This is a genomic window from Pseudoflavonifractor sp. An44, assembly GCF_002161675.1.
GTDB classification, from domain to species: domain Bacteria; phylum Bacillota; class Clostridia; order Oscillospirales; family Oscillospiraceae; genus Enterenecus; species Enterenecus faecium.
On record NZ_NFIH01000011.1, the window covers coordinates 31,249 to 50,369 of the forward strand.

General features: G+C 56.0%; 31 protein-coding genes. 13 read left to right on the forward strand and 18 right to left on the reverse strand.

The genetic code is table 11. The features are described from left to right. Positions 1-58 precede the first annotated feature (58 nt). On the forward strand, positions 59-241 hold the full coding sequence (locus B5F98_RS06635) for a DUF4316 domain-containing protein (RefSeq protein ID WP_087370631.1): 183 nt from the start codon (positions 59-61) through the stop codon (positions 239-241). After that, the gene (gene mobC, locus B5F98_RS06640) at positions 241-582 is read left to right on the forward strand and encodes a plasmid mobilization relaxosome protein MobC (protein ID WP_027643551.1); all 342 of its coding nucleotides are present in this window, start codon (positions 241-243) and stop codon (positions 580-582) included. The genes B5F98_RS06635 and mobC overlap by 1 nt, the downstream gene beginning before the upstream one ends. A gap of 44 nt (positions 583-626) precedes the next feature. Here mobC and B5F98_RS06645 read toward each other — a convergent pair whose 3' ends face one another. Then, positions 627-1,499: a hypothetical protein gene (locus B5F98_RS06645; protein WP_087370634.1), complete on the reverse strand. Its 873-nt coding sequence runs from the start codon at positions 1,497-1,499 to the stop codon at positions 627-629. Further along, entirely contained in the window at positions 1,496-1,648 is a 153-nt protein-coding gene (locus tag B5F98_RS12970) for a hypothetical protein (protein ID WP_158099806.1), read from the reverse strand. Before B5F98_RS12970 ends, B5F98_RS06645 begins: the two co-directional genes overlap by 4 nt. Before the next feature lie 220 nt (positions 1,649-1,868). On the opposite strand from B5F98_RS12970, the gene B5F98_RS06655 reads away from it, so the two are divergent. The 4 genes from B5F98_RS06655 (at position 1,869) to B5F98_RS06665 (ending at position 3,324) form a co-directional block, all read left to right on the forward strand. Then, positions 1,869-2,159, forward strand: a complete 291-nt coding sequence (locus tag B5F98_RS06655) for a CD1845 family protein (RefSeq protein WP_036744856.1) — start codon at positions 1,869-1,871, stop codon at positions 2,157-2,159. 94 nt (positions 2,160-2,253) lie between these two features. After that, positions 2,254-2,583: a hypothetical protein gene (locus B5F98_RS12720; RefSeq protein WP_143482752.1), complete on the forward strand. Its 330-nt coding sequence runs from the start codon at positions 2,254-2,256 to the stop codon at positions 2,581-2,583. Next, positions 2,562-2,765: a hypothetical protein gene (locus B5F98_RS06660; RefSeq protein WP_087370641.1), complete on the forward strand. Its 204-nt coding sequence runs from the start codon at positions 2,562-2,564 to the stop codon at positions 2,763-2,765. Before B5F98_RS12720 ends, B5F98_RS06660 begins: the two co-directional genes overlap by 22 nt. 103 nt (positions 2,766-2,868) lie before the next feature. Further along, on the forward strand, positions 2,869-3,324 hold the full coding sequence (locus B5F98_RS06665) for a low molecular weight protein-tyrosine-phosphatase (RefSeq protein WP_087370644.1): 456 nt from the start codon (positions 2,869-2,871) through the stop codon (positions 3,322-3,324). 74 nt (positions 3,325-3,398) lie between these two features. Here the strand turns inward: B5F98_RS06665 and raiA are convergent, their stop codons facing one another. The 9 genes from raiA to B5F98_RS06710 form a co-directional block, all read right to left on the reverse strand. After that, positions 3,399-3,944, reverse strand: coding sequence for a ribosome-associated translation inhibitor RaiA (raiA, locus tag B5F98_RS06670; RefSeq protein ID WP_087228489.1), 546 nt, complete (start codon positions 3,942-3,944; stop codon positions 3,399-3,401). Positions 3,945-4,074: 130 nt separating this feature from the next. Further along, positions 4,075-4,917 carry a fumarate hydratase gene (locus B5F98_RS06675; RefSeq protein ID WP_087370646.1) on the reverse strand — a complete coding sequence of 281 codons (843 nt, stop codon included), beginning with the start codon at positions 4,915-4,917 and terminating at the stop codon, positions 4,075-4,077. After that, positions 4,917-6,053, reverse strand: a complete 1,137-nt coding sequence (locus tag B5F98_RS06680) for an amidohydrolase (RefSeq protein WP_242961619.1) — start codon at positions 6,051-6,053, stop codon at positions 4,917-4,919. The genes B5F98_RS06675 and B5F98_RS06680 overlap by 1 nt, the downstream gene beginning before the upstream one ends. 206 nt (positions 6,054-6,259) lie before the next feature. Beyond that, complete coding sequence (locus B5F98_RS06685; protein ID WP_087228495.1) at positions 6,260-6,733, reverse strand: S1 RNA-binding domain-containing protein; 474 nt, start codon at positions 6,731-6,733, stop codon at positions 6,260-6,262. A 55-nt stretch (positions 6,734-6,788) separates the two neighbouring features. Then, on the reverse strand, positions 6,789-7,067 hold the full coding sequence (locus tag B5F98_RS06690) for a septum formation initiator family protein (protein ID WP_087228497.1): 279 nt from the start codon (positions 7,065-7,067) through the stop codon (positions 6,789-6,791). Between the two features lie 53 nt (positions 7,068-7,120). Continuing rightward, a complete protein-coding gene (locus B5F98_RS13105; RefSeq protein ID WP_204210528.1) occupies positions 7,121-7,429 on the reverse strand; it encodes a hypothetical protein in 309 nt (102 codons plus the stop codon). Between the two features lie 113 nt (positions 7,430-7,542). After that, complete coding sequence (gene yabP / locus B5F98_RS06700) at positions 7,543-7,824, reverse strand: sporulation protein YabP (protein ID WP_087370654.1); 282 nt, start codon at positions 7,822-7,824, stop codon at positions 7,543-7,545. Positions 7,825-7,877: 53 nt separating this feature from the next. Continuing rightward, complete coding sequence (locus tag B5F98_RS06705; protein ID WP_242961616.1) at positions 7,878-9,026, reverse strand: AI-2E family transporter; 1,149 nt, start codon at positions 9,024-9,026, stop codon at positions 7,878-7,880. A gap of 103 nt (positions 9,027-9,129) precedes the next feature. Continuing rightward, complete coding sequence (locus B5F98_RS06710) at positions 9,130-10,008, reverse strand: prephenate dehydrogenase (protein ID WP_087370659.1); 879 nt, start codon at positions 10,006-10,008, stop codon at positions 9,130-9,132. Between the two features lie 173 nt (positions 10,009-10,181). On the opposite strand from B5F98_RS06710, the gene B5F98_RS06715 reads away from it, so the two are divergent. Continuing rightward, positions 10,182-10,640, forward strand: a complete 459-nt coding sequence (locus B5F98_RS06715; RefSeq protein WP_158099807.1) for a PaaI family thioesterase — start codon at positions 10,182-10,184, stop codon at positions 10,638-10,640. Positions 10,641-10,726: 86 nt separating this feature from the next. Then, complete coding sequence (locus B5F98_RS06720) at positions 10,727-11,320, forward strand: TetR/AcrR family transcriptional regulator (RefSeq protein ID WP_087370666.1); 594 nt, start codon at positions 10,727-10,729, stop codon at positions 11,318-11,320. Positions 11,321-11,378: 58 nt separating this feature from the next. On the opposite strand, the gene B5F98_RS06725 is transcribed toward B5F98_RS06720, so the two are convergent. The 7 genes from B5F98_RS06725 to B5F98_RS06755 form a co-directional block, all read right to left on the reverse strand. After that, a complete protein-coding gene (locus tag B5F98_RS06725) occupies positions 11,379-11,942 on the reverse strand; it encodes a 3'-5' exonuclease (RefSeq protein ID WP_087370669.1) in 564 nt (187 codons plus the stop codon). A 70-nt stretch (positions 11,943-12,012) separates the two neighbouring features. Continuing rightward, positions 12,013-12,366, reverse strand: a complete 354-nt coding sequence (locus B5F98_RS06730) for an arsenate reductase family protein (RefSeq protein WP_087228511.1) — start codon at positions 12,364-12,366, stop codon at positions 12,013-12,015. A 15-nt stretch (positions 12,367-12,381) separates the two neighbouring features. Beyond that, positions 12,382-13,149 carry an EFR1 family ferrodoxin gene (locus tag B5F98_RS06735; RefSeq protein ID WP_087370672.1) on the reverse strand — a complete coding sequence of 256 codons (768 nt, stop codon included), beginning with the start codon at positions 13,147-13,149 and terminating at the stop codon, positions 12,382-12,384. A 155-nt stretch (positions 13,150-13,304) separates the two neighbouring features. Then, on the reverse strand, positions 13,305-14,174 hold the full coding sequence (locus B5F98_RS06740; protein WP_143482753.1) for an NAD(P)H-hydrate dehydratase: 870 nt from the start codon (positions 14,172-14,174) through the stop codon (positions 13,305-13,307). Then, positions 14,171-14,437 (reverse strand): cysteine-rich small domain-containing protein, encoded by a 267-nt coding sequence (locus B5F98_RS06745; RefSeq protein ID WP_087370678.1) that lies wholly within the window; start codon positions 14,435-14,437, stop codon positions 14,171-14,173. Before B5F98_RS06745 ends, B5F98_RS06740 begins: the two co-directional genes overlap by 4 nt. Then, complete coding sequence (locus B5F98_RS06750) at positions 14,434-14,937, reverse strand: DUF2812 domain-containing protein (protein WP_087370681.1); 504 nt, start codon at positions 14,935-14,937, stop codon at positions 14,434-14,436. Before B5F98_RS06750 ends, B5F98_RS06745 begins: the two co-directional genes overlap by 4 nt. Continuing rightward, entirely contained in the window at positions 14,934-15,257 is a 324-nt protein-coding gene (locus tag B5F98_RS06755) for a PadR family transcriptional regulator (RefSeq protein ID WP_087370684.1), read from the reverse strand. Before B5F98_RS06755 ends, B5F98_RS06750 begins: the two co-directional genes overlap by 4 nt. Before the next feature lie 165 nt (positions 15,258-15,422). Here B5F98_RS06755 and B5F98_RS06760 point away from each other — a divergent pair, with 165 nt between their 5' ends. Genes B5F98_RS06760 through B5F98_RS06780 form a run of 5 tightly spaced genes read left to right on the forward strand, consistent with a single transcriptional unit; the run spans position 15,423 to position 19,089 of the window. Beyond that, a complete protein-coding gene (locus B5F98_RS06760; RefSeq protein WP_087228523.1) occupies positions 15,423-15,806 on the forward strand; it encodes a GntR family transcriptional regulator in 384 nt (127 codons plus the stop codon). After that, on the forward strand, positions 15,803-16,525 hold the full coding sequence (locus B5F98_RS06765; RefSeq protein ID WP_087228525.1) for a hypothetical protein: 723 nt from the start codon (positions 15,803-15,805) through the stop codon (positions 16,523-16,525). Before B5F98_RS06760 ends, B5F98_RS06765 begins: the two co-directional genes overlap by 4 nt. After that, positions 16,522-16,995 (forward strand): hypothetical protein, encoded by a 474-nt coding sequence (locus B5F98_RS06770; RefSeq protein ID WP_087228527.1) that lies wholly within the window; start codon positions 16,522-16,524, stop codon positions 16,993-16,995. Before B5F98_RS06765 ends, B5F98_RS06770 begins: the two co-directional genes overlap by 4 nt. Positions 16,996-17,008: 13 nt before the next feature. Next, complete coding sequence (locus B5F98_RS06775) at positions 17,009-17,764, forward strand: ABC transporter ATP-binding protein (protein ID WP_087370687.1); 756 nt, start codon at positions 17,009-17,011, stop codon at positions 17,762-17,764. Next, positions 17,749-19,089 (forward strand): hypothetical protein, encoded by a 1,341-nt coding sequence (locus B5F98_RS06780; RefSeq protein ID WP_087370690.1) that lies wholly within the window; start codon positions 17,749-17,751, stop codon positions 19,087-19,089. Before B5F98_RS06775 ends, B5F98_RS06780 begins: the two co-directional genes overlap by 16 nt. The last annotated feature ends 32 nt before the right edge of the window (positions 19,090-19,121 follow it).

Consider the following 19,121-nt stretch of genomic DNA (forward strand, 5'->3'; position numbering starts at 1 on the left):
TGTCTTTTTGCCAGCTCCATAACCATAAAAGCCATGAGGAACGATAAGGAGGATTGCCATGCACGAAAAAGACAACTATCTGAAAACCGCCGAACTCTCCACAGAGCAGAACTGCAACATGATCGACGGCGTACCCAACAACACGCCTATCCCGCCTGCGTCCCCGGAGCTGGACGCAAAACCGCTGGATAAAGTGAAGGAGCCCAAAGAGCGCAGAAAGGGCCGGGAGCTGGAACGCTGATGGAGAACCGCAAGCGGAATGTTCATCTGCACGTCATGGTGACGCCGGACGAGCTGGCGGCCATCCATGAGCGGATGGCCGAAGCGGGCATTTCCAATGCCGGGGCTTATGTGCGGAAGATGGCTCTGAACGGGTATATCCTGCACGTTGACCTTGCGCCCATAAAAGAATTGATCTCGCTGCAAAGGCGTTGTTCCAACAATCTCAATCAGGTCGCCGTACACGCGCATACCTACGGCGTGTACCCGGAGGAAATCGACGGATTGAAGCGAGACTATGAAAAGCTGTGGGGCGAGGTGTCAAAGGTGCTGCGGGAGCTCTCCGAGCTGGTTCAAAAGTAAAATAGGAGGGATAAAAGTCGCACGACTTTTATCCCTCCTATTTTTTATAGGTATTTTGTTTTCATCAAATCAATTATATCTTCACTACTGTATCCTTTGAGTGAAAGCTCTCGTATTTCGAGTAAATACTTTTCAAAAGTTAATTTCCCTTCAACCAATATTCTTTTTGTTGCGGCAAAAACATCAAAAAACTCCGTATATGACATGGTAAGGGTAGTTACTTTATCGAACATCTTCTCAATCTCGCTGGAGATATTAGGGTTTGTTAGTCGCTTGTTATAGCAGTACGCATAGAAACCGTAGTAAATTTCACAGCAAGAAATAATATCGGTTTGACAAACGCCTTTGATTAACTCGATTACATTGATAGCTTCTTCATATTCGCCGGTAATAACTTGGCGAAAGGCCAAATATCGAATGACTTCGCTTTTATCCAATATAGATAGCTGATTGTATTTTGTCGTCGTGTGAGAAATAGCTTTTAGACGTTTGTAGATTCTATCATGGTCTTTGATGTCTAATTTGCAGGCAGCTTGGCTTAATATTGCTTCTTGCTTTGCAGCTAATCTTATAACAGAAACATAAAACACAATTACAATATATGCTAAATATAAAATGACAAATAAAGTAATATTGGCCTTTTCCCAATCAATCGAGTAAATCGTTAACACGCCTAATACAAAACTGAGTGTAGTTTCAGAAAAGCTTTTTGTGCTGACGTAAATACCTATTGAAATTAAAAGAATAAGTAATCCTAACAAGTATGTCGTAGAAAATCCTTCTGACAGGTAGCTTCGTATGCCTAAATCTACCAAATAAATTAACACCAAAAAAAGGACAGGCATTTTCTTAAATAGCACTTGAACCAAATTTTTTAGTGCCCGACACGCTTCAAATAAACTTTTGCTTTTTTTCAAGCCTTACCCCCCTTTTTCGGGAAATTGTCCATAAATATCTTAAAGACTTCTGGGCCTGATATTCCATATTTGTTTCCAATATTCCATAACTCTGTTTGAAGCTTTTCAAAGGAAATGTCAAATGGTATATCGCCTAATTTATTCATCATAATTTTGCAGTCCATTAAAATCAACTGCTTTTGTGATTCCCTCACATCCATCACCCCTCTCTTCGCACACTGATTATACAATATTCTTTCTTATGAAACAATGGCTTCGGGCCATGTTGACCCGAAGCTCCGGGACAGGATTCACTAATCTTTCGCAACATTTATGTCCCCGGGCAGGCATGATAAAATAGAGATAGAAAGAATAAAGGAGGTTTTGATGATGAAGATACTGCTGAAAATATTAGTCGCGCCCTTCGCTCTGGCGCTGTCCCTTCTGGCGGCTCTGCTGGTGTTTCTGTTTGATATTTGCGCCTTCCTGCTGACGATTGCCTCCGTGATCCTGGCGGTGCTGGGTATCGCCCTCTTTTTCACGCCGACCCCCATTGGCGGGATTGTATTTCTGTTCCTCGCCTTCCTTCTTTCGCCGTATGGGCTGCAAGCGGCGGCTGGTTCTCTGCTTTGGGCGCTGGACGGAGGCAAATCCGCTCTGTACCGGTTTCTGGCAAGTTAAACAGACTCGGGCCATGTTGGCCCGAAGTGGGGGCGGTCTGGACGGGCCGCCCTTTTTTCATAGAAGGGAGGGATGATTTCTGGCTACCACAACTTTGTTGCAGCGCCATGCGGGCGAAGGCGAAACGATAGCCACCTATACCTTCTACAAAATTACGGTGGCCGCGGTCCAAAGAGTTCGGCATTGGGACACCTCTCCCCTGTCGGTGGTCATCCGCAACATCCGATATGCGGAGGTGGCGGCTTCGGTATTGACGTTGCAGCGGTCCATGTTGGTCTCCTTCGGCACATCGGAACACACACCTTCCCAGTGGATGAATGCGCTGACCGGTGCTGCCGTATGTGCCTTCATTCTATCTCTAGGCATTTATCTAATCTGGAAATCGAGAAAGGAAGTTAAACCATGGCAAAATCCAAACTTGTAAACGCAAATGAGAAGCTCGCAGAAAAAGTCACCGCCACCTTTGGCGCCATTCAAGACCGCGTGGTAAGTGGCTACACCAAAATGGAGGACGCCTTTGTGGACCGCTATCTCACCCGGGACGGGGAGAGCGTGGAGGAGGCAAAAGCACGGCTGAAACGAGAGCTGGAGGAGTCGAAGCAGTAAGTTGCCTCCCTTCACCTCTCCATTCCGCCTGCAAATTTAGGATGAAACCGGGGCCCTGATGTGGTACAATACCCGTATCATGCAACAGAAGGGAAATATTATAATGACAAAGATCTTGTTTGTATGTCACGGCAACATCTGTCGAAGCCCCATGGCGGAATTCGTTATGAAACACCTGGTCCAAGAGGCCGGGGTGGCGGACCAGTTCTCCATTGCCTCCGCTGCCACCAGCACCGAAGAGATCGGCAACCCCGTCTATCCCCCTGCCGCCCGCACCCTGGCCGCCCACGGTGTCCCCTGCTCCGGCCACGCCGCCCGCCAATTGCGCAAAGCGGACTATGAGGTCTATGATCTGCTCATTGGTATGGACGACGCCAACATCCGCAACATGCAGCGCATGTGCGGCGGCGACCCCCAGGGGAAAATTCACCAGCTTCTGGACTACACAGACCGTCCAGGAGAGGTGGCAGACCCCTGGTACACCGGCAACTTCGAGGCCACTTGGCGGGATGTATGGGAGGGCTGCAACGGCCTTCTGGCACAGCTGCGCCAGCACTAATATCACCTAGGCAACGTAAAACCGGCTGCGGAGAGTTCTCCGCAGCCGGTTAATTTCATCTTATGGGAGTTGGTTTAGCCCTCGTCCTCAATGAGGCCGTATCCGCCGTCGTTGCGCTGATACACCACGGAGAAGGCACCCGTGTCGTCATTCTTGAAGGCGAAGAAGGTGTGGCCCAGCAGATCCATCTGCAAGATGGCCTCGTCCACCGTCATGGGCTTGATGGGGAACTTCTTGGTGCGAACCACCTCGAACTTGCTCTCCTCCACCACGTCGGGGACAAAGGTGGACTGCTCCTCCTGGGGAATCACACGGGTGAAGGCGTCCTGACGCAGACGCTTCTCCAGACGGGTCTTATGCTTGCGCAGCTGACGCTCCATGGACGTGACGGCGGCATCCACCGATGCGAACATATCGGAGGTGCTCTCCGCCACACGCAGAATCGTGGCCCCGGAGCGGATGGTCAGCTCTACCTTGTTCCGGTCCTTCTCCACCGAGAAGACCAGATTGGCCTCGCTGTCCGTCTTGAAGTAACGCTCCAGCTTTCCCACCTTTTTCTCTGCATAGTTGTGCAGAGCCTTGGGCAAATGGACCTTCTTTTCCGTAAAGGTAAACTTCATGTGCTTCAGCTCCTTTCGCCCCCCACCAGGAGGGCGTATCATTGGGAGGTTCTCTCCTTGTTAAAGAGTATAACACATTTCCTTTGCGGACGCTATACCTTTATGAAAATTTCACAATTTCTTTTTCTCGTTACAGTGTGCCACAGGCATGGCGGGTGACGTGACAGCCCAGGTTCACCACACAGGGCAGTCCGGCAATGTGGGTGCCAAAGGGCTCGATGGCCACGGTGAGGGCGGTGGTGGTACCGCCCATGCCCTGGGGCCCAATGCCCAGACGGTTGATGCGCTCCAGCAGACGCTGCTCCATCTCCCGATAGAAGGGGTCGGCGTTCCACTCCCCCGCCGGGCGCAGCAGCGCCCGCTTGGCCAGAATGGCGGCCTTCTCTGAGGTGCCGCCCAGGCCCACGCCCACCACCACAGGAGGACAGGGGTTGGACCCAGCCTGAGACACGGCCTCCACGATGAAGTCCTCCACCTGCTCCTGGGTTACAGAGGGATTGAACATCTTCATCTTGGTCATGTTCTCGCTGCCAAAACCCTTGGGCGCCACGGTGATCTCCACCTGGTCTCCAGGCACCATCTGCAAATGAAGGATGGCGGGGGTGTTGTTCTGAGTGTTTACCCGGCGCAGGGGGTCCTCCACCACAGACAGGCGGAGGTGGCCCTGGACGTAGCCCTCCGCCACGCCCTGGTTCACCGCCTCCTCCAGGCTACCGCCTGTGAGGTGGCAGTCCTGGCCCCAGTTGACAAAGACCACGGCCATACCGGTGTCCTGGCAAATGGGCAGCCCCTTCTCTTCGGCAAACTCGTAGTTCTCCCGCAGGTCGCCCAGAATAGCCTGTCCCACGGGAGAGGCCTCCGCCTTGCACGCCTCACAGATAGCATTGCGCAAATCCTGGGGCAAAATGGTATTGGCCTGAATGCACAGCTCCCGCACCAACTGGGAGACCTGCCGGCTTGTAATTTCTTTCATCATCTCTCCACCTCTCGTCCGTCAATGAATACATGGGTCACCTGGCTGCGCCAGTCCAGGGGAGGACCGTCCAGCACCACCAAGTCCGCATCCTTGCCCTGGGTGATGGACCCCATGCGGTGGTCCACCCCGGCAATACAGGCGGCGTTGATGGTGATGGCCGCCAAGGCGTCCTCCTCTTCCATCCCGTGTCGGGCTGCCATGGCCGCACACAGCAACAGCTGGGGCGCTGTGGTCTCCGGGTGGTCGGTGCAGATGGCCACCCGCACACCTGCCTTGGTCAGAAGCGCCGCATTTTCCAAGGTCATCTGGCGAAGCTCCCCCTTGGAGCGATCGGTGAGGATGGGGCCGGTAATCACCGGCACCTCCTCCCGGGCCAGGTAGTCGGCGATCAAATACCCCTCGGTGCCGTGGACGATGGCATAGTCCAGCCCGAACTCCTTGGCAATGCGCACCGCCGTGGCGATGTCGTCGGCCCGGTGCACGTGGAAGTGAGCGGGCACCTCCCCCGCCACCACCGGGCGCAGGGCGTCCAGACAGGGGTCGAAACTAGGCATCTCCTCCTGTGGGTCGGCCTGCGCCGTGGCCCACTTCAACTGATACTCGGATGCCCGAGCCAGCAGCTCTCGGATGACCGCCGCCGTGCCCATACGGGTGGCTGGCCATCCGTCCCGCCCCTTGGGGTTTTCCCCCAGGGAGAACTTCATGGCCGCCGGAGCCTGTACCACCATCTCGTCCACAATGCGGCCCGCCGTCTTCATCAGCACCGCCTGGCCTGCAACGGGGTTGGTGGAGCCGGGGTGTACCATCACGCAGGTCACCCCCGCCTCCCGGGCCTCCTTCACATAGGGGTCCATGGGGTTGACCCCGTCCAGCACCCGGATGTTGGGGGTACACACCTGGGAGGTCTCATTGAGGTCCTCCCCGTCGCACCCACATAGCCCCAGGTGGCAGTGGATGTCCATCAGTCCCGGCAAAACATGCCCTCCTCGGGCATCCACAGCGTTCTCCAGCTCGGCCCCGTCGGGCAGCTGGTCCATACGCCCCACCTGCTGGATTTTTCCGTTCTCCACCCGGATATAGCCGTTGTCTATGGTCTTGCCCTCCATGGTGTGGATGACTCCGTTGAGAATCATCAAGGCGCATCCCTCCTCTCGACCGAATTTTTCCTCTGGGTTTGCTATACTCTCTTGTGCGGTATCACCGCAGCATGGGAACCCCCATGCAGTCATTCCATTCTCCCGCGCAACAAAACCTCTGGGCTTCCCCTCTCCGGGGGAAGCCACTTTTTATGCAAAAAAACAGGGCGGGCTTTGGCGCCCGCCCCTATGAGAGCATGGAATCAGCGGCGGCCTCGACGGCTGCTGCGCTTTTCATTCATATGCAGCTCAGACAGCTTGCTGTCCGAACTGGCCATAAACTGTTTGAGCTGATCCTCAAAGCTCACGGGCCCCTTGGGCTGAGGCGGTGCTGCCTGGAAGCTGCTCACGCCAGGTCGGCGGCTGGGACGGCGCTCCCCACCGTTCTCACTCCGATGCCCCGCAGGCCGGGCGTTGGGACGGCGCTCCGGACGGGCCGGAGGAGGAAGCACTTGCTTCATCGACAGGTTGATACGATTGTTTTCGTCAATGCCGATGACCTTCACCGTTACCGCCTGGCCCTCATTGAGATGCTCGTGAATGTCGTTGACATAGGTGTAAGCAATCTCAGAAATGTGGACGAGGCCGGAACGATTCTCCGGCAGCGAAACAAATGCGCCAAACTTGGTGATCCCAGTCACCTTTCCTTCCAGAATGGATCCAACTTCAAACCCCATAAACTTTTCTTTTCCCTCTCCCTGTGATTTCAGGACGCGGGTTTGCGCCCCGTTTTTATTTGGACGTATCCACAAAGCAGATCTCGCCCGGCTCCATCAGCCCCAACATGGCTCTGGCAATGTCCGCCAAGTAATTGGGGTCACTGCTGTGCTGAATGTCGTCGGTGAGCGCGGCGTTTTCCTCTTTCTGCTGCTGTACCTGCTGGGCCAGCTCGTCTCTTTTGTCCTGAGCTGCCATCAGCTGGCTTCTCATGGACAGCAGTCCGATGGCGCCAGCGACCAGGAGCACCAGCACCAACAGTTTTGTACCAATGCCTGCTCGTTTGACTTTCACTATGGTCGGCCTCCTTTTCTGCCTGTGCATCAACGTCATATACAATGTTTATTTTATACCATTTCAACCATTTTTGAAAGTCCTTTTTTTGATTTTTCAAAACTTTTTTTGTTTTCCCAGCCGCACACACGGCAGGTGTCAAAAAAAATCGAACAATCCCGTGAATCCACCGAAAACTTCGAACAAAAATGGGGAGCAAAATGCGGCTGGCCGTGGTCAGGTACACCACGCCGCCCAGCAAAAATGCCCCGCCATGGTAGATGCGCACCACCCCGTTGCCCAAAACCAGGGCGTGGACAAACACCGCCACCGCCGTCCCAATCCAGAATGTGACATCCAACAGAAACCACAGCCAGCGCCACGGACAGCTCCGGCGTATCCCCCGCATGGCGTCATATAACACACCCAGGCCCAGGCCCAACAAGAAACCTTGTCCGAGCACCTGGGCCTGGGTCATGACATTGATCCCCATACCTTATCGAAGCAGCCGGGAGAAAAAGCCTCCTACATTTCGCTCTGTCCGCTCCTCATAACTCAAGGCGTCGATCTTCCCTTCTACCTTCAGATCGCCGCCGTCCAGGGACAGCTTTTCAATGTGAAGCCCTTCTCCACTGACCACCAACATCCCCTGGGTGGTGGAGAGCACGATGTTGGTGTCGTCAAACCGCTCCACATCCTCCACCCCGGACACCGTCAGGCCTCTGCGGTCCTCCATCGTCACGTGATGGCGGGCCGCTGCCGCTACCTCATATCCCATGCAACCACTCCTCTTTCCTTGGATGGTTCATGTATATGGGGTTTGTCCCGGGATTATGCCTCTCCAGATTCCTGAGGATCTTCCACTTCTTGCAGCTCCTTCCCCGGCAGGCGCTGGCGCAGGTCGTACTTCAAAATAGTGTACACCACCGCCGTGAGGGGGACGCTGATGACCAGGCCGATAAAGCCCAGCAGGCTGCTGCCCACTGTCACCGCGGCCAGCACCCAGATGCCGGGCAGGCCCAGAGAGGTACCCACCACCCGGGGATAGATGAGGTTTCCCTCCAACTGCTGGAGCACCGCCAGGAACACCAAAAACCAGAACGCCTTGATGGGGCTGATCATGGCCAGCAGCAGCGCCGCCAACACGGCCCCGATGTAGGCGCCTGCCACCGGAATCAGCGCAGAGACGCCGATAATCACCGAAATCAGGGGTGCGTAGTCAAAGCGGAACACCACCATCCCGATAAAACACAAGCTGCCCAAAATACAAGCCTCAATGAGCTGACCGGAGACGTATTTGGTGAAGGTATCTGCCGTCAGACGCACCACGGCCAGCACACGCTTGGCAATGGATTCGGGCAGGTACACCACCACCAGGCGGCGGCACTGCGCGGTGAGCTTGGGGCCACCGGAGAGCATATACACCGAGAACACAAAGGCGATCACCGTGGTCACCACCGCCGACACCAGAGAGCTGGTGGCCGAAATCAGATGGGGCACCGTGCCCGTCAGGGTATCCAGTACCTGGTTGAGGGCATCGCCCAGGATATCGTTGATCTTATCCGACAGGTTCAGCTTGGCCAAATTCTCCAGCGAGAGGCGCTGGGTGATAAAATCAATCACTTCCTGCAAGTTTTCAGCATAGATGTTCATGTTGCCCACAAAGCGCTGGATGCTGCGGGTCAGCTCCGGCACCACCAGGGAGATGAGCACGCCGATGACGGCAAACAGCATCACATAGGCGGTGACCACCGCCAAAGGCCGGGCCAGCTTCTCTCTCTTCTTTCCCAGCCCCTTGGCATAGAGGCGGGCAAAGAAATTACAGGGGCGGCTGAGGATAAAGGCGATGGCAAAGCCGATGAAAATGGGACGGAAGGCCAGCAGCACACCGGAACACCAGTCCAGCACCACGTCGATCTTCACAATCACCACCACCAACGCTACCACATAGGTGATGAGCAACAACAATTTTCGAAACACTCCGTTGTCCAACGTCAGCACTCCTTTGCTTTCATTGTTCTCTCACAGTGTACCATTATACCTCTCTTGCGTCAATGAATACCAGAAGATGCTAATCTTACCGTCAGAACGAGTTGTGCACGTCGTCGCCTCGGGCCTGTTCCAGGTTCATTAGCTTCTTGCGGGCTGCCGAATGGGTGAGCATGGCGGCCAACAGCTCGTTGTCCTGGGTCTCAATGGCCCGGCGGTAGGCGGCCAGGCGGCCCTCCAGCCGTTTCACCGTCCGGCTCAGAGCCTCCCGATTGAGAGAAAACAGCTGGGTCCACAGCGCCACATCCAGAGCTGCCACGCGGGTACAGTCACGGAAGGAGCCGCCCTCAAAGCCCCGGCAGGAGAACAGCTCCTCGTCGTCGCACACCGACAGGGCTATGATATGCATCAGCTGACTGGTGTAGGCAATCATCTCGTCATGGCGCTCCGGGGTGGTGCGGATCACATCCCGGAACTGACAGAACCGAGCCATGCGCTCCACCAGGTCCACGTGCTCTTGACTCACCCCTTCCGGGGGTGTCATGATAAAGTGGGTGTTCCGGAACAGCCCCGCTTCGGCGTTGTCAATGCCGGAGACCTCCTTACCTGCCATGGGGTGGCAGCCGATGAAGTCCACGTTGTCGGGCAGACACTGGGCTCCGTCCATAATGGCCCGCTTGATGCCGCACACGTCCACAATGACACTGCCCGGTTTAAAGTGGCTGCGGTGCTCCTCCAAAAAGGACACAATGCCCTGAGGATCCTGGGCCAGAATCACCACGTCCGCCCCGGGAAGCTCTTCCGCTGCGTCATAGGTCACCCGGTCCGCTGCGTGCCGCTCCACCGCTTTCTGATAGGTGGAGGCAGAGCGCACCACGCCCACCACCTCATAGTCCTCAAATCCCTGTAACGCCATGGCCATGGACCCGCCAATCAGGCCCAATCCCACCACCACAATTCGTTTCTCTGCCATCGGTATTCCTTCCCTTCTGATGCGTCTTCCCCATGATGGGACCATGGGTGTTTTCTTTCTTTGCAGTTTAGCACTTTCAAGCGTCAAAGTCAATGGACAATCTCACTTGCGCCTCGCCATTTCCTATGCTACTATATTTGTACCCGATTTTTATAGAAAAAGGAGCGTCTTTCATGGCTTTTCACATCACCACATCCGAATTTTCTCAGACCATCCAACAGGCTCTGGACACCCTGCACCCCAACTGTGATCCTGAAAAGCCCAATCTGCACCTGTGTCCCCGCCTCGTCTCCTGCGACGGTCCCTCCCTCTCCGTGGAGTTGGAGTACGATACCAAGGCCTGGACTTCCAATCCCATGGGCATTGTGCACGGCGGCGTGCTGGCTCTTATGCTGGACAATGCCATGGGACTGACCTGCTACTGCATCTACGGCCACTTCACACCCACCATCTCCATGAATCTCACCTATGCCCGGCCTGTGGCCCTCAACGAGACGGTTCGGCTTCGCGTCACCACCCTCTTGGCTGGCGGCACCACCGCCCAGCTCCAGGCCCAAATCTATCTTCCCGGACAAGAGGAGCGGGTTCTGGTCTCTGCCACTGGCGTGTACTGCTCCCGGACTCGCTCATAGCGTCCCATGCTGGTTATTGACTTCTCTGCACTGTGGTGGTAACGTATTTGATAAGATTATGACCATTTGTTTCAGGAGCTCTTCATATGGACAAAGAACATACACAGGGAACGTCATCCCCAAAATCAGAGGCCACCAAACAGCTTCTCTCTGAAATCTCCTATCAGTTATTTAAGGAACAGGGCTTCGAGCAAGTGGGCGTGCGAGACATTGCCGCCAAGGCCGGTATGACCACCGGAGCCTTCTACTATTACTTTAAAAGCAAAGCCGATATCCTCAATCACCACGCCAAAATGCGGGCCCGATGGCTGTTCCATCAGGTCCCAGGTATGCTGGAGGGGCTCTCTCCCCTGGAAAAGATTCGGCAGTTTTTAGGCAGCTATCTGTGCCAGGTCTTTTTGGATGAGGGCTGGGAGCTGTGCGAAAGCCGCATGTTTGCCCGGTACTATGACAAGCGGGAGAGCTCGGGGCTGTCCTCCACCATCCGCCTATACTGCGAAGAGGCCAAAGAGCAGGGTCTCTTAATTCCCGACTGTGACGTGGACCAGATGGCCGGCGACCTGGTACTGGCGTGCCGGGGCGTGGAGTACGACTGGTGTCTGCGCCACGGCGGCTATGACATCCATCAGCGGATGTTCCGTCTGGTGGACATGGTACTCAGCCACTACACAAAAGCTTAACCAAAATAGACAGCACCCTGTATCCTGGAGCAATCCGGATACGGGGTGCTGTTTCATATTATCGTCTTTTTTCCGTGCGGATGCGCTCCACGTCATAGGTGCGCACAAATCCCGACACGTCCGCCCCGGTCTCCACACAGCGGAAAAAGATCTCCCCGCAAGCTCTGCTGTCGCTTCCGGCGTGGTGGTGGTCCAGCTCCAGGCCAAAGTAATCGCACAGGGTATTGAGCTTGTGGTTGGGGGACTGGGGAATGAGCCGACGGCTCATCTGACAGGTGCAGGCATAGGGCACCCGCTTATGCCAGGTCAGGCCATAGTCCCGCAGGCACTTGGCCAACACCGACATGTCAAAGGGCGCATTGTGGGCCACCAACATTCCCTGTTCCAAAATAGGGCGAATGGTCTCCCACAGCTGGGGAAAGGTGGGCTCATGGGCCACCATCTCCGGGGTAATCCCGGTGAGCTCCACATTGAAGGGCTCAAACTCTTCCTCTGGATTGACCAGGGAATAGAACTCCTCCACCACCTGCCCCCGCTCCATCACGGTGATACCAACGGCGCTCATACGGTCGTTGAGGGAGTTGGGGGTCTCTACATCAAAGGCAACAACTCTCTGGGACATCTCTCACAGGCCTCTCTTTATGTTTTTTCACTGCCGGCCATTCTACCACAGATTTTCCGTCCCGTCTACCTCACAGCTGTTCCTGCCATTGGGCTTCCCGGAATCCCACCAGCACAAATTTCTCTCCTATCACCAGGGGACGCTTGACCAGCATGCCGTCGCTGGCCAGCAGCTGATACTGCTCCTCCTCAGACATGGTGGGCAGTCGGTCTTTCAGCCCCAGGGCCTTGTAGGCCAGACCGGAGGTGTTGAAAAACTTCTTCAAAGGCAGGCCGCTCTTCTCATGCCACGCCTTTAACTCCTCCGCTGTGGGATTCTCCTCCTTGATGTTCCGGGCCTCATAGGCCACACCCCGCTCATCCAGCCAGGCCTTGGCCTTTTTACAGGTGGTACAGGGGGGATATTGCAAAAATAAGACACTCATAGGTTACGCTCCTTTTTACTGGCTCTCCCTCCCCTGATACGGGGGACAGAGATACCGCTGTTTGTTTCGGGTGGCCTTTCCGTACTCAATGGCCTCCACGGGGCACTTGGAGATACAGGCCATGCAGTGGGTACACTGAGCGCCCCACACGGGCTTTCCGTTCTCCAGATGGATGTTGTTAAGGGGACACACATGTTGGCACTTGCCACAAGAGATACAGGTGTCCTTGGCATAAAACTTCTTGGCCTTGGCATAGAAGCGGTAAAACGCCTGATTGACCACGCCAGATTTCAGGCCGTCCCACTTCCCAGTGGAAATAGGCGGGAAGGACTTGCCCTCCTCCATCCACTGTTCCCCCTGCTGCAATGTGGCCACCGCCTTTTGCCGCATGGTCTCAGCCTGGGCAGGGTCGGGGGGCGTAAACATCACCAGATAGTTATCCGGCATCACCACCGGCAAGGTCCCCCGATACGTCAGAGCCTTTCGCTGGCACAGTTCCTGGAGTTTGGGCTCTGCATTCCCCACCTCTCCACCGCAGGTCATGACGAAGTAGGCGTCCCGACTGCCGCTGAAATGGCCGCGGATGATAAAATCTTCCACAATTCTGGGAATCTGCCAGCAGTAGGTGGGCATGACAAACACCCAGGGCTTCTCTGATTGCAGCTCGGCTGCCACGCCGTGGCGAATATAGTAGAAGGTGTCCAGCAGGTCATCCTTTCGGTGGTCCGCCAGCCACTCCGCACAAAATTGGCTGTTTCCTGTGGCCGAAAAATAAACAATCATATTCGTTCCTCCAAGGGATCCTTCCCTCTCTCCTTACGCACACAGTAACCGAATTTGGCCCCGGTGTCAATGTTCCAAAGAGAAAAAACTACACATAAACTTCCTGTGAAACCGTGTGAAATCTGTGCGTATCGGGAGGAATATTTCCGTTTCGTTCAGAGTTCGGCCTGTATATGGGTTTGCAGCACCCCTGCCACCGCCGCCAAAGTGTCATCGGGCAGCATTCCATACTCCCCATACTGGGCAGCGGCAGCGTCTCCCGCCGCCCCGTGGAGGTACACCGCCCAAGCCACCAGCTCCCCGGGACAGGAAACACATCCCGTCAGCTGTTTTTGACCCAGCAGTGAGGCAATCATCCCCGCCAGAATATCCCCGCTGCCTCCCTTGGCCATACCGGGATTCCCGGTGGTGTTGCGCCACACCCTGCCCTGAGGGTCCACGGTGAGGGTCTCGTGGCCCTTGAGCACCACCACGCAGCCCGTGTCCTGAGCCAGCTCAGCCGCCTGCTCCACCCGGTCGTTAAGCGGCAGCGAACATCCAGCTAAGCGGGCAAACTCTCCATCGTGGGGTGTGAGGACGGTGAGCCCCGTTCGGGTCCTGAGCCGTTGGATCTGTCCTTCCAGGGCATTGAGGCCGTCCGCATCCAGCACCAGCGGCCCCTCTATGTCTTCAATCAGGCGGAAAACGATCTGCTGGGCCCGTGGGCTGCGCCCCATCCCTGGGCCCGCCAGTACCACATCACAGCTACGGGCTCGCTCCACCAGTTGCTCCGTATCGTCGGGCAGCGGGAAGGGCATGGCGCTGGAGCACCGGGTGGCTACCATGGGATACACATCTCTGGGCACACCCAGATACACCAGACCTGCTCCACTGCGCAGTGCTCCCTGGGCGGCAAACACCGGAGCCCCGGTATACCCTTCACTGCCCGCCACAATCAGAAGCTTTCCGTAGTCCCCCTTGTGGCTGTCCCGCTCCCGCCGGGGCAGCCGGACCATCTCATTTGTCACCAATCGTTCTTCTCTCACGGCTTCTCTCCCCCTTCCATGAGCTTGCCCACGATATAGGAATAGTTCTCCCGTCGGTGCGGGAGAAGGCAGGCGCTGCAATCCTTTACACCTCCCGGGGTATAGGTGAAGTTCCCACCGCACGTTTCCCCCATGAGATACAGGGGGCAGTAGCAGAACAGGCAGTTAAAATTCTCCGGGTTTTGGATGGGATGGCAGGGAAAGAACTCACAGCTGGTATGCGAGAAAAACTCATAGTTATGCGAAGGCTTATTATTACTCATTGTAGTCCTCCAAATGTCTCGCCCACCAGCTGCATCTGCTCCTGGGTAGGCTCCCAGCCGAAGGCGATCTCCACCACACAGTCCTGGTAGCACAGCAGATAGGTCCGCAGGCGTACCCCATCCGTCTTTCTATATGCTTCCTGGGCCAGCCAAGGAGCGGCGTCTACCTGCTCATGGTCTGCCCACAGCCTCTCGTCCCGGCACAGGTCGTACAAAATGGGGAGTTTCACCAAGGTCACCGTATACATCTTCCACCCCGTGTGCTCCCCCAGCTCTGCCAGGTCCTCCACCTGTTGGCTGGGCTGGGGCTCATACGCATCCTGATCGAGATAGGTAACCCACACATGCGCGGTGCGGGGTTCCACTCGCCGGAACGTCCACCAAATGCCAAAGACATTCTCCAGCACCCAGCCCTCCCGGGCTTGTTTCTCCAAATAGCGAATGGTCGCACCGGAATCGAAAAACGCCAATCGCTTCCAGGTTCGTTTCCGTGTTTTCATGAGCGCTCCTCCTCTCCCATGATCTGTCGGTAGTCCCGGGCCTGGGCACAGATGCGGGCATATTCCTGGTCCAACATCTCCTGCCCCTTGGGGGTGATGAGATAGCTGCGCCGCCGCCCCTCCACCCGGGTCTCCACAATGCATTCCGCCTCCAAAAACTGCTCCAACAGATTGTACAGCGTCCCCGACCCCACATGCACCCTGCCCTGGGTCATGGCAGGCACCTGGTCCAAAATGTCGATGCCGCACCGCTCCTCCCGTAGGCAGAGCAGCACATAAAACATCTGCTCGGACAGGGTCTGAAACTTGGCCCGTGCCATCCTCTCACCTCCTTATCTCGAACATCGAGATTCCTCACCCTCATTGTATTCTCGATGTTCGAGATTGTCAAGAAGATTCTACTTGACAGGAAACCGTACTACTCATATAATACAGTTAGAAAGTGTACTACACCTATAATACACTTTGGAAGGAAGTGATACACCATGGTGCGCTTTGACGACCTGCGCCTCCGGGATGGGGCCCCCATCTACCTACAGATTATGGAGCATCTGAAGGCGGGCATTGCCGCCGGAACCGTGCAGGATGGGGACGAGCTGCCCTCCCGGCGCACCCTCTCCGCCCTGCTGGGGGTCAACCCCAACACCATTCAAAAGGCCTTTCGTCTGCTGGAGGAGGAGGGGCTCATCTCCTCCCGAACGGGAAGCAAGAGCTGTGTGTGTCTCTCCGATCAGCAGTCTCAGGCCATGCAGCAGCAACTGCCCAACACCCAGACCTTGGAGTATATTGAAAAAATGCGGGCCATGGGTCTCACCCGCAGCCAGACCATCGCCCTCATCGAGACCCTATGGAAGGAGGATGTCCCATGAGAAAAACTGGTTCCCTTCTCTATCTTACCGTCGCCGCCTCCTTTTGGCGGGTGCTGGTCATTCTGGCGGGAATGGCCGTGGTCCAGCTGGGGGTTGCTGTGGGGATACCCAAGGTCCTCCCGGAAAGCTACGGCGCACCTTATGTGTTTTCTCACCTCGCGTTCCGCCTCCCCGCCGCGGCGGCCTTGATTCTGGTGATGTACACCCTGATGCGCTCCCATGGCAGTCGCCCCACTCAGACGAGTTACACCCTGATGCGTCTTCCTGTGTCCTATACTCAGGTGTTTCTCATCTATCTGGTGTACGCCGTGGCGGTCCTGCTGCTGTGCTGGTTTGCCCAGCTGGCGGTGGTGGTGGCAGCCACCCAGTTGCTGGCCACTCTCTACCCCACCTTTGACTGGGGGGAACAGACGCTCTTCCTCACCAGTGTTCAGAGCGGGTATGTCCACGTCCTGCTCCCCCTGCTGGATGGGTGGAGTTGGGCCAGTACCACCATGATCTATGTGGGTCTCGGATTCATCACTGCGGTGGGCATGGTGCGGAGCTGGCAGGGCAAGCTGCTGGTGTGGTCCTTCATCTTCCCCCTGGCCTTGTCCATCACGCCTCTGGAGCTGAGAAGTCATTCCTGGTCCACCGTGATGGCAGTGCTGCTCGTTGTGGGCTGCTGTGTGGAAGGAGGCCTTCTGGTTTTGAATCTGCGGAAAGGGGTGGGAGAATGAAATGGAAGCGCTATCTCCCTGTGGAGGCCAATGCCACCGTCCTTCGCCGGGGTTTTGTGGCTCTAACTGCATTCTCTCTGGTGTGCAGCCTGTCCTTTTTCAACGCTTACGCCCGCGCCCTTCCAGGCATCGAGCAGATTGCCGTCTCATTCCCCGGTGTCCAAATGCCCCCCTTCTCCCTGCTGCTGGGGCCCAGCCTCTACGGCTTCTGGGTCTCCGCCCTAGCTATGGTGCCCCTGGCCGGGTACTTCTGGGCTCTGCACACCCGTCTGAGCCACAGTGTATACCTCATGCGGCGGCTCCCGGACCGCTGGGAGCTGGCCCGCCGCTGCCTCACCCTCCCTGTGTTGGCGGCACTGTTCTTCCTGGGTCTATCCCTGGCGCTGTGGCTGCTGGACTTCGCCATCTATTGGACTGTTACCCCGGACCGTTTTCTCCCCTCCTCCCTCTGGGAGGCCCTGTGGAGCTAAGGAGGTTATCGTCATGCTGCAACTGAACCGTGTAAGTAAGACCTATCATCTGACCACCCATGCCCTGCACCAGGTCAACCTCTCCATCGCCCCCGGCGAGATCGTAGGGCTGTTGGGGGAGAACGGAGCGGGCAAGACCACCCTGCTCAAGTGCATTCTGGGTCTCTTGTCCTATCAGGGCTCCATCACCCTGGACGGGGCACCCATTGGCCGGGACAACATCGCCCGTCTCAGCTTTGCCACCTGTGAGCACTCCTTTTTCCCCACCCTCACCCCCCAGGAACACCGGGTCTTCTATCGGGAGCACTTCCCCACCTGGCGGGACCAGCGGTTTGAAGCCCTCATGGACTTCTTCCGCCTGCCGGGAAACCGTCCCCTGCGTGCCATGTCTGTGGGCCAGCAAAACCAGGTGGAGGTGATTTTGGCTCTGTGCCAGGGTGCGGACTACATTCTCATGGATGAGCCCTTTGCCGGAAACGATGTATTCAACCGAGAGGACTTCTACAAGGTACTGCTGGGGATTCTGGAGCCCACCGAGACAGTCATTCTCTCCACTCACCTGCTCTCCGAGATCAACCACTTTGTCAGCCGGGCGGTGCTGCTGTGGGATGGTCAGATTGTGGGGGACGTCTCCACCGCCGACCTGGATGAACAGGGATTGACCGTTCTGGACTATGTAAAAGAGAAGTACCACTATCAACCGGATCGGGTGAGCAACGCTCTTTCCCAGCTCAGCGGAGAGGAGGATGACCTATGCGGAAATCGTTAGCTGCTTTTTGTCTGGTATTTGCCCTGTTGGCTGGATTCTTCGGCTACACAGTAGTGGAGGCCCTGGACGCCCAGGACGCTGTGTCCTTCACCGTGGAACAGCAGATAGGGGACCCTGCTGCTGCCCAGGGATTCCAGTTAAACATTCCTACCGTTCAAAATTATGATATGGCCTGGGACACCACGCTAACCTTGGGCTCTACCCCCACCTGGAGCACAGACTATCGCTATGACCCCGGAAATATCAGCTGGTATACCCCTCAGGAGAGTTCTCCTATGCTGTCCATTGCTGTGGGAGACACCTCCATGTTCTATATTTCCGGTGACGATTGGTCCACCAACGTCATCGGCCAAGCCTATCGTGAGATCATTGAAGACGTGTCCAGCCGAGCCCCTGCCAAGGGAAGCTACTCTGAAACCGTAGTACTGAGCGACTATCTGGATTATTATCCTGTGATTTTGTCTGATATCCCCCTGCCCGACTCTTACAGTTCCGGCTGGGAAACCTGGGATTTGACCCAAGCCCTCCGCATTCCTGTGGGCCAGGGAGATACCATACAAGTGGATTTGGAACTGGACCAGAATTTCGTCATCTCCTCTATTTACCTCTCCACCCCTCAGGCTCCCCCTCTATACAGCGAAGCAATCCTATCCAACGGCTATTATTATGTGCTTTTTAGCCCCGAACAACAGGATGGCACTCCGGTATCGGGTGCCTCTTCCTATGGGCTATACCGCATCCCCGCCTCTGGCGGCCAGGCTTTAGCTGCTCAAAACTGCACTCTGTGCTACCAAACCAGCGGCAAACCCCAACACCTGGCTTTGTCAGACGGCGGATACCACCTTCTCCTCATGGAGAACCTGGCGGAAAACAACTATCAATTTCTTCTTCTGGACACCCTCACCTATCAGCCGCTGCAGGAGATCCCCATCCAACTCCCAGATGAAAACCATACCTTTATCATCCAAGATTCGTATCTGGGGGTACTGTCCTTATCAGACGATTATCCCGCCCCGCTGGTTCAATCCCTGAACCTTTGGGCCAAAAATGACTTTGGCCTGTATGTACCCGTATTGGACTGCGACCTGACCCAGGCTCACTTTCCCCTCGGTGTATCGTTCCAAACCTACTACGATGGAGAGCGCCTGGTGATGGCCTCCTACCTTCAGACCTCTCCATCTGGCTATATGGTCACTCCATCTGTGTCGATAGCAGTATGTAACTCGGACGGCCTGGCGTATTCTGCCCGCTTTATCCACAGCCAGAGCATCACAGGATTGATTCAGGTCCAGGACTATCGGCTCACCCTGACTCCGGTTTCCTGAAAAAATTTCCCCACACCGCTGTTTTTCTCCAG

What these genes read in the sequence shown, in the direction of transcription:
- B5F98_RS06635 (WP_087370631.1), top strand. Translation starts at nt 59, where the DNA reads ATGCACGAAAAAGACAACTATCTGAAAACCGCCGAACTCTCCACAGAG.
- mobC (WP_027643551.1), top strand. Translation starts at nt 241, where the DNA reads ATGGAGAACCGCAAGCGGAATGTTCATCTGCACGTCATGGTGACGCCG.
- B5F98_RS12970 (WP_158099806.1), bottom strand. Translation starts at nt 1,648, where the DNA reads ATGATGAATAAATTAGGCGATATACCATTTGACATTTCCTTTGAAAAG.
- B5F98_RS06655 (WP_036744856.1), top strand. Translation starts at nt 1,869, where the DNA reads ATGAAGATACTGCTGAAAATATTAGTCGCGCCCTTCGCTCTGGCGCTG.
- B5F98_RS06660 (WP_087370641.1), top strand. Translation starts at nt 2,562, where the DNA reads ATGGCAAAATCCAAACTTGTAAACGCAAATGAGAAGCTCGCAGAAAAA.
- B5F98_RS06665 (WP_087370644.1), top strand. Translation starts at nt 2,869, where the DNA reads ATGACAAAGATCTTGTTTGTATGTCACGGCAACATCTGTCGAAGCCCC.
- raiA (WP_087228489.1), bottom strand. Translation starts at nt 3,944, where the DNA reads ATGAAGTTTACCTTTACGGAAAAGAAGGTCCATTTGCCCAAGGCTCTG.
- B5F98_RS06675 (WP_087370646.1), bottom strand. Translation starts at nt 4,917, where the DNA reads ATGAAAGAAATTACAAGCCGGCAGGTCTCCCAGTTGGTGCGGGAGCTG.
- B5F98_RS06680 (WP_242961619.1), bottom strand. Translation starts at nt 6,053, where the DNA reads ATGATTCTCAACGGAGTCATCCACACCATGGAGGGCAAGACCATAGAC.
- B5F98_RS06685 (WP_087228495.1), bottom strand. Translation starts at nt 6,733, where the DNA reads ATGGGGTTTGAAGTTGGATCCATTCTGGAAGGAAAGGTGACTGGGATC.
- yabP (WP_087370654.1), bottom strand. Translation starts at nt 7,824, where the DNA reads ATGGGATATGAGGTAGCGGCAGCGGCCCGCCATCACGTGACGATGGAG.
- B5F98_RS06710 (WP_087370659.1), bottom strand. Translation starts at nt 10,008, where the DNA reads ATGGCAGAGAAACGAATTGTGGTGGTGGGATTGGGCCTGATTGGCGGG.
- B5F98_RS06715 (WP_158099807.1), top strand. Translation starts at nt 10,182, where the DNA reads ATGGCTTTTCACATCACCACATCCGAATTTTCTCAGACCATCCAACAG.
- B5F98_RS06720 (WP_087370666.1), top strand. Translation starts at nt 10,727, where the DNA reads ATGGACAAAGAACATACACAGGGAACGTCATCCCCAAAATCAGAGGCC.
- B5F98_RS06725 (WP_087370669.1), bottom strand. Translation starts at nt 11,942, where the DNA reads ATGTCCCAGAGAGTTGTTGCCTTTGATGTAGAGACCCCCAACTCCCTC.
- B5F98_RS06730 (WP_087228511.1), bottom strand. Translation starts at nt 12,366, where the DNA reads ATGAGTGTCTTATTTTTGCAATATCCCCCCTGTACCACCTGTAAAAAG.
- B5F98_RS06735 (WP_087370672.1), bottom strand. Translation starts at nt 13,149, where the DNA reads ATGATTGTTTATTTTTCGGCCACAGGAAACAGCCAATTTTGTGCGGAG.
- B5F98_RS06745 (WP_087370678.1), bottom strand. Translation starts at nt 14,437, where the DNA reads ATGAGTAATAATAAGCCTTCGCATAACTATGAGTTTTTCTCGCATACC.
- B5F98_RS06750 (WP_087370681.1), bottom strand. Translation starts at nt 14,937, where the DNA reads ATGAAAACACGGAAACGAACCTGGAAGCGATTGGCGTTTTTCGATTCC.
- B5F98_RS06755 (WP_087370684.1), bottom strand. Translation starts at nt 15,257, where the DNA reads ATGGCACGGGCCAAGTTTCAGACCCTGTCCGAGCAGATGTTTTATGTG.
- B5F98_RS06760 (WP_087228523.1), top strand. Translation starts at nt 15,423, where the DNA reads ATGGTGCGCTTTGACGACCTGCGCCTCCGGGATGGGGCCCCCATCTAC.
- B5F98_RS06765 (WP_087228525.1), top strand. Translation starts at nt 15,803, where the DNA reads ATGAGAAAAACTGGTTCCCTTCTCTATCTTACCGTCGCCGCCTCCTTT.
- B5F98_RS06770 (WP_087228527.1), top strand. Translation starts at nt 16,522, where the DNA reads ATGAAATGGAAGCGCTATCTCCCTGTGGAGGCCAATGCCACCGTCCTT.
- B5F98_RS06775 (WP_087370687.1), top strand. Translation starts at nt 17,009, where the DNA reads ATGCTGCAACTGAACCGTGTAAGTAAGACCTATCATCTGACCACCCAT.
- B5F98_RS06780 (WP_087370690.1), top strand. Translation starts at nt 17,749, where the DNA reads ATGCGGAAATCGTTAGCTGCTTTTTGTCTGGTATTTGCCCTGTTGGCT.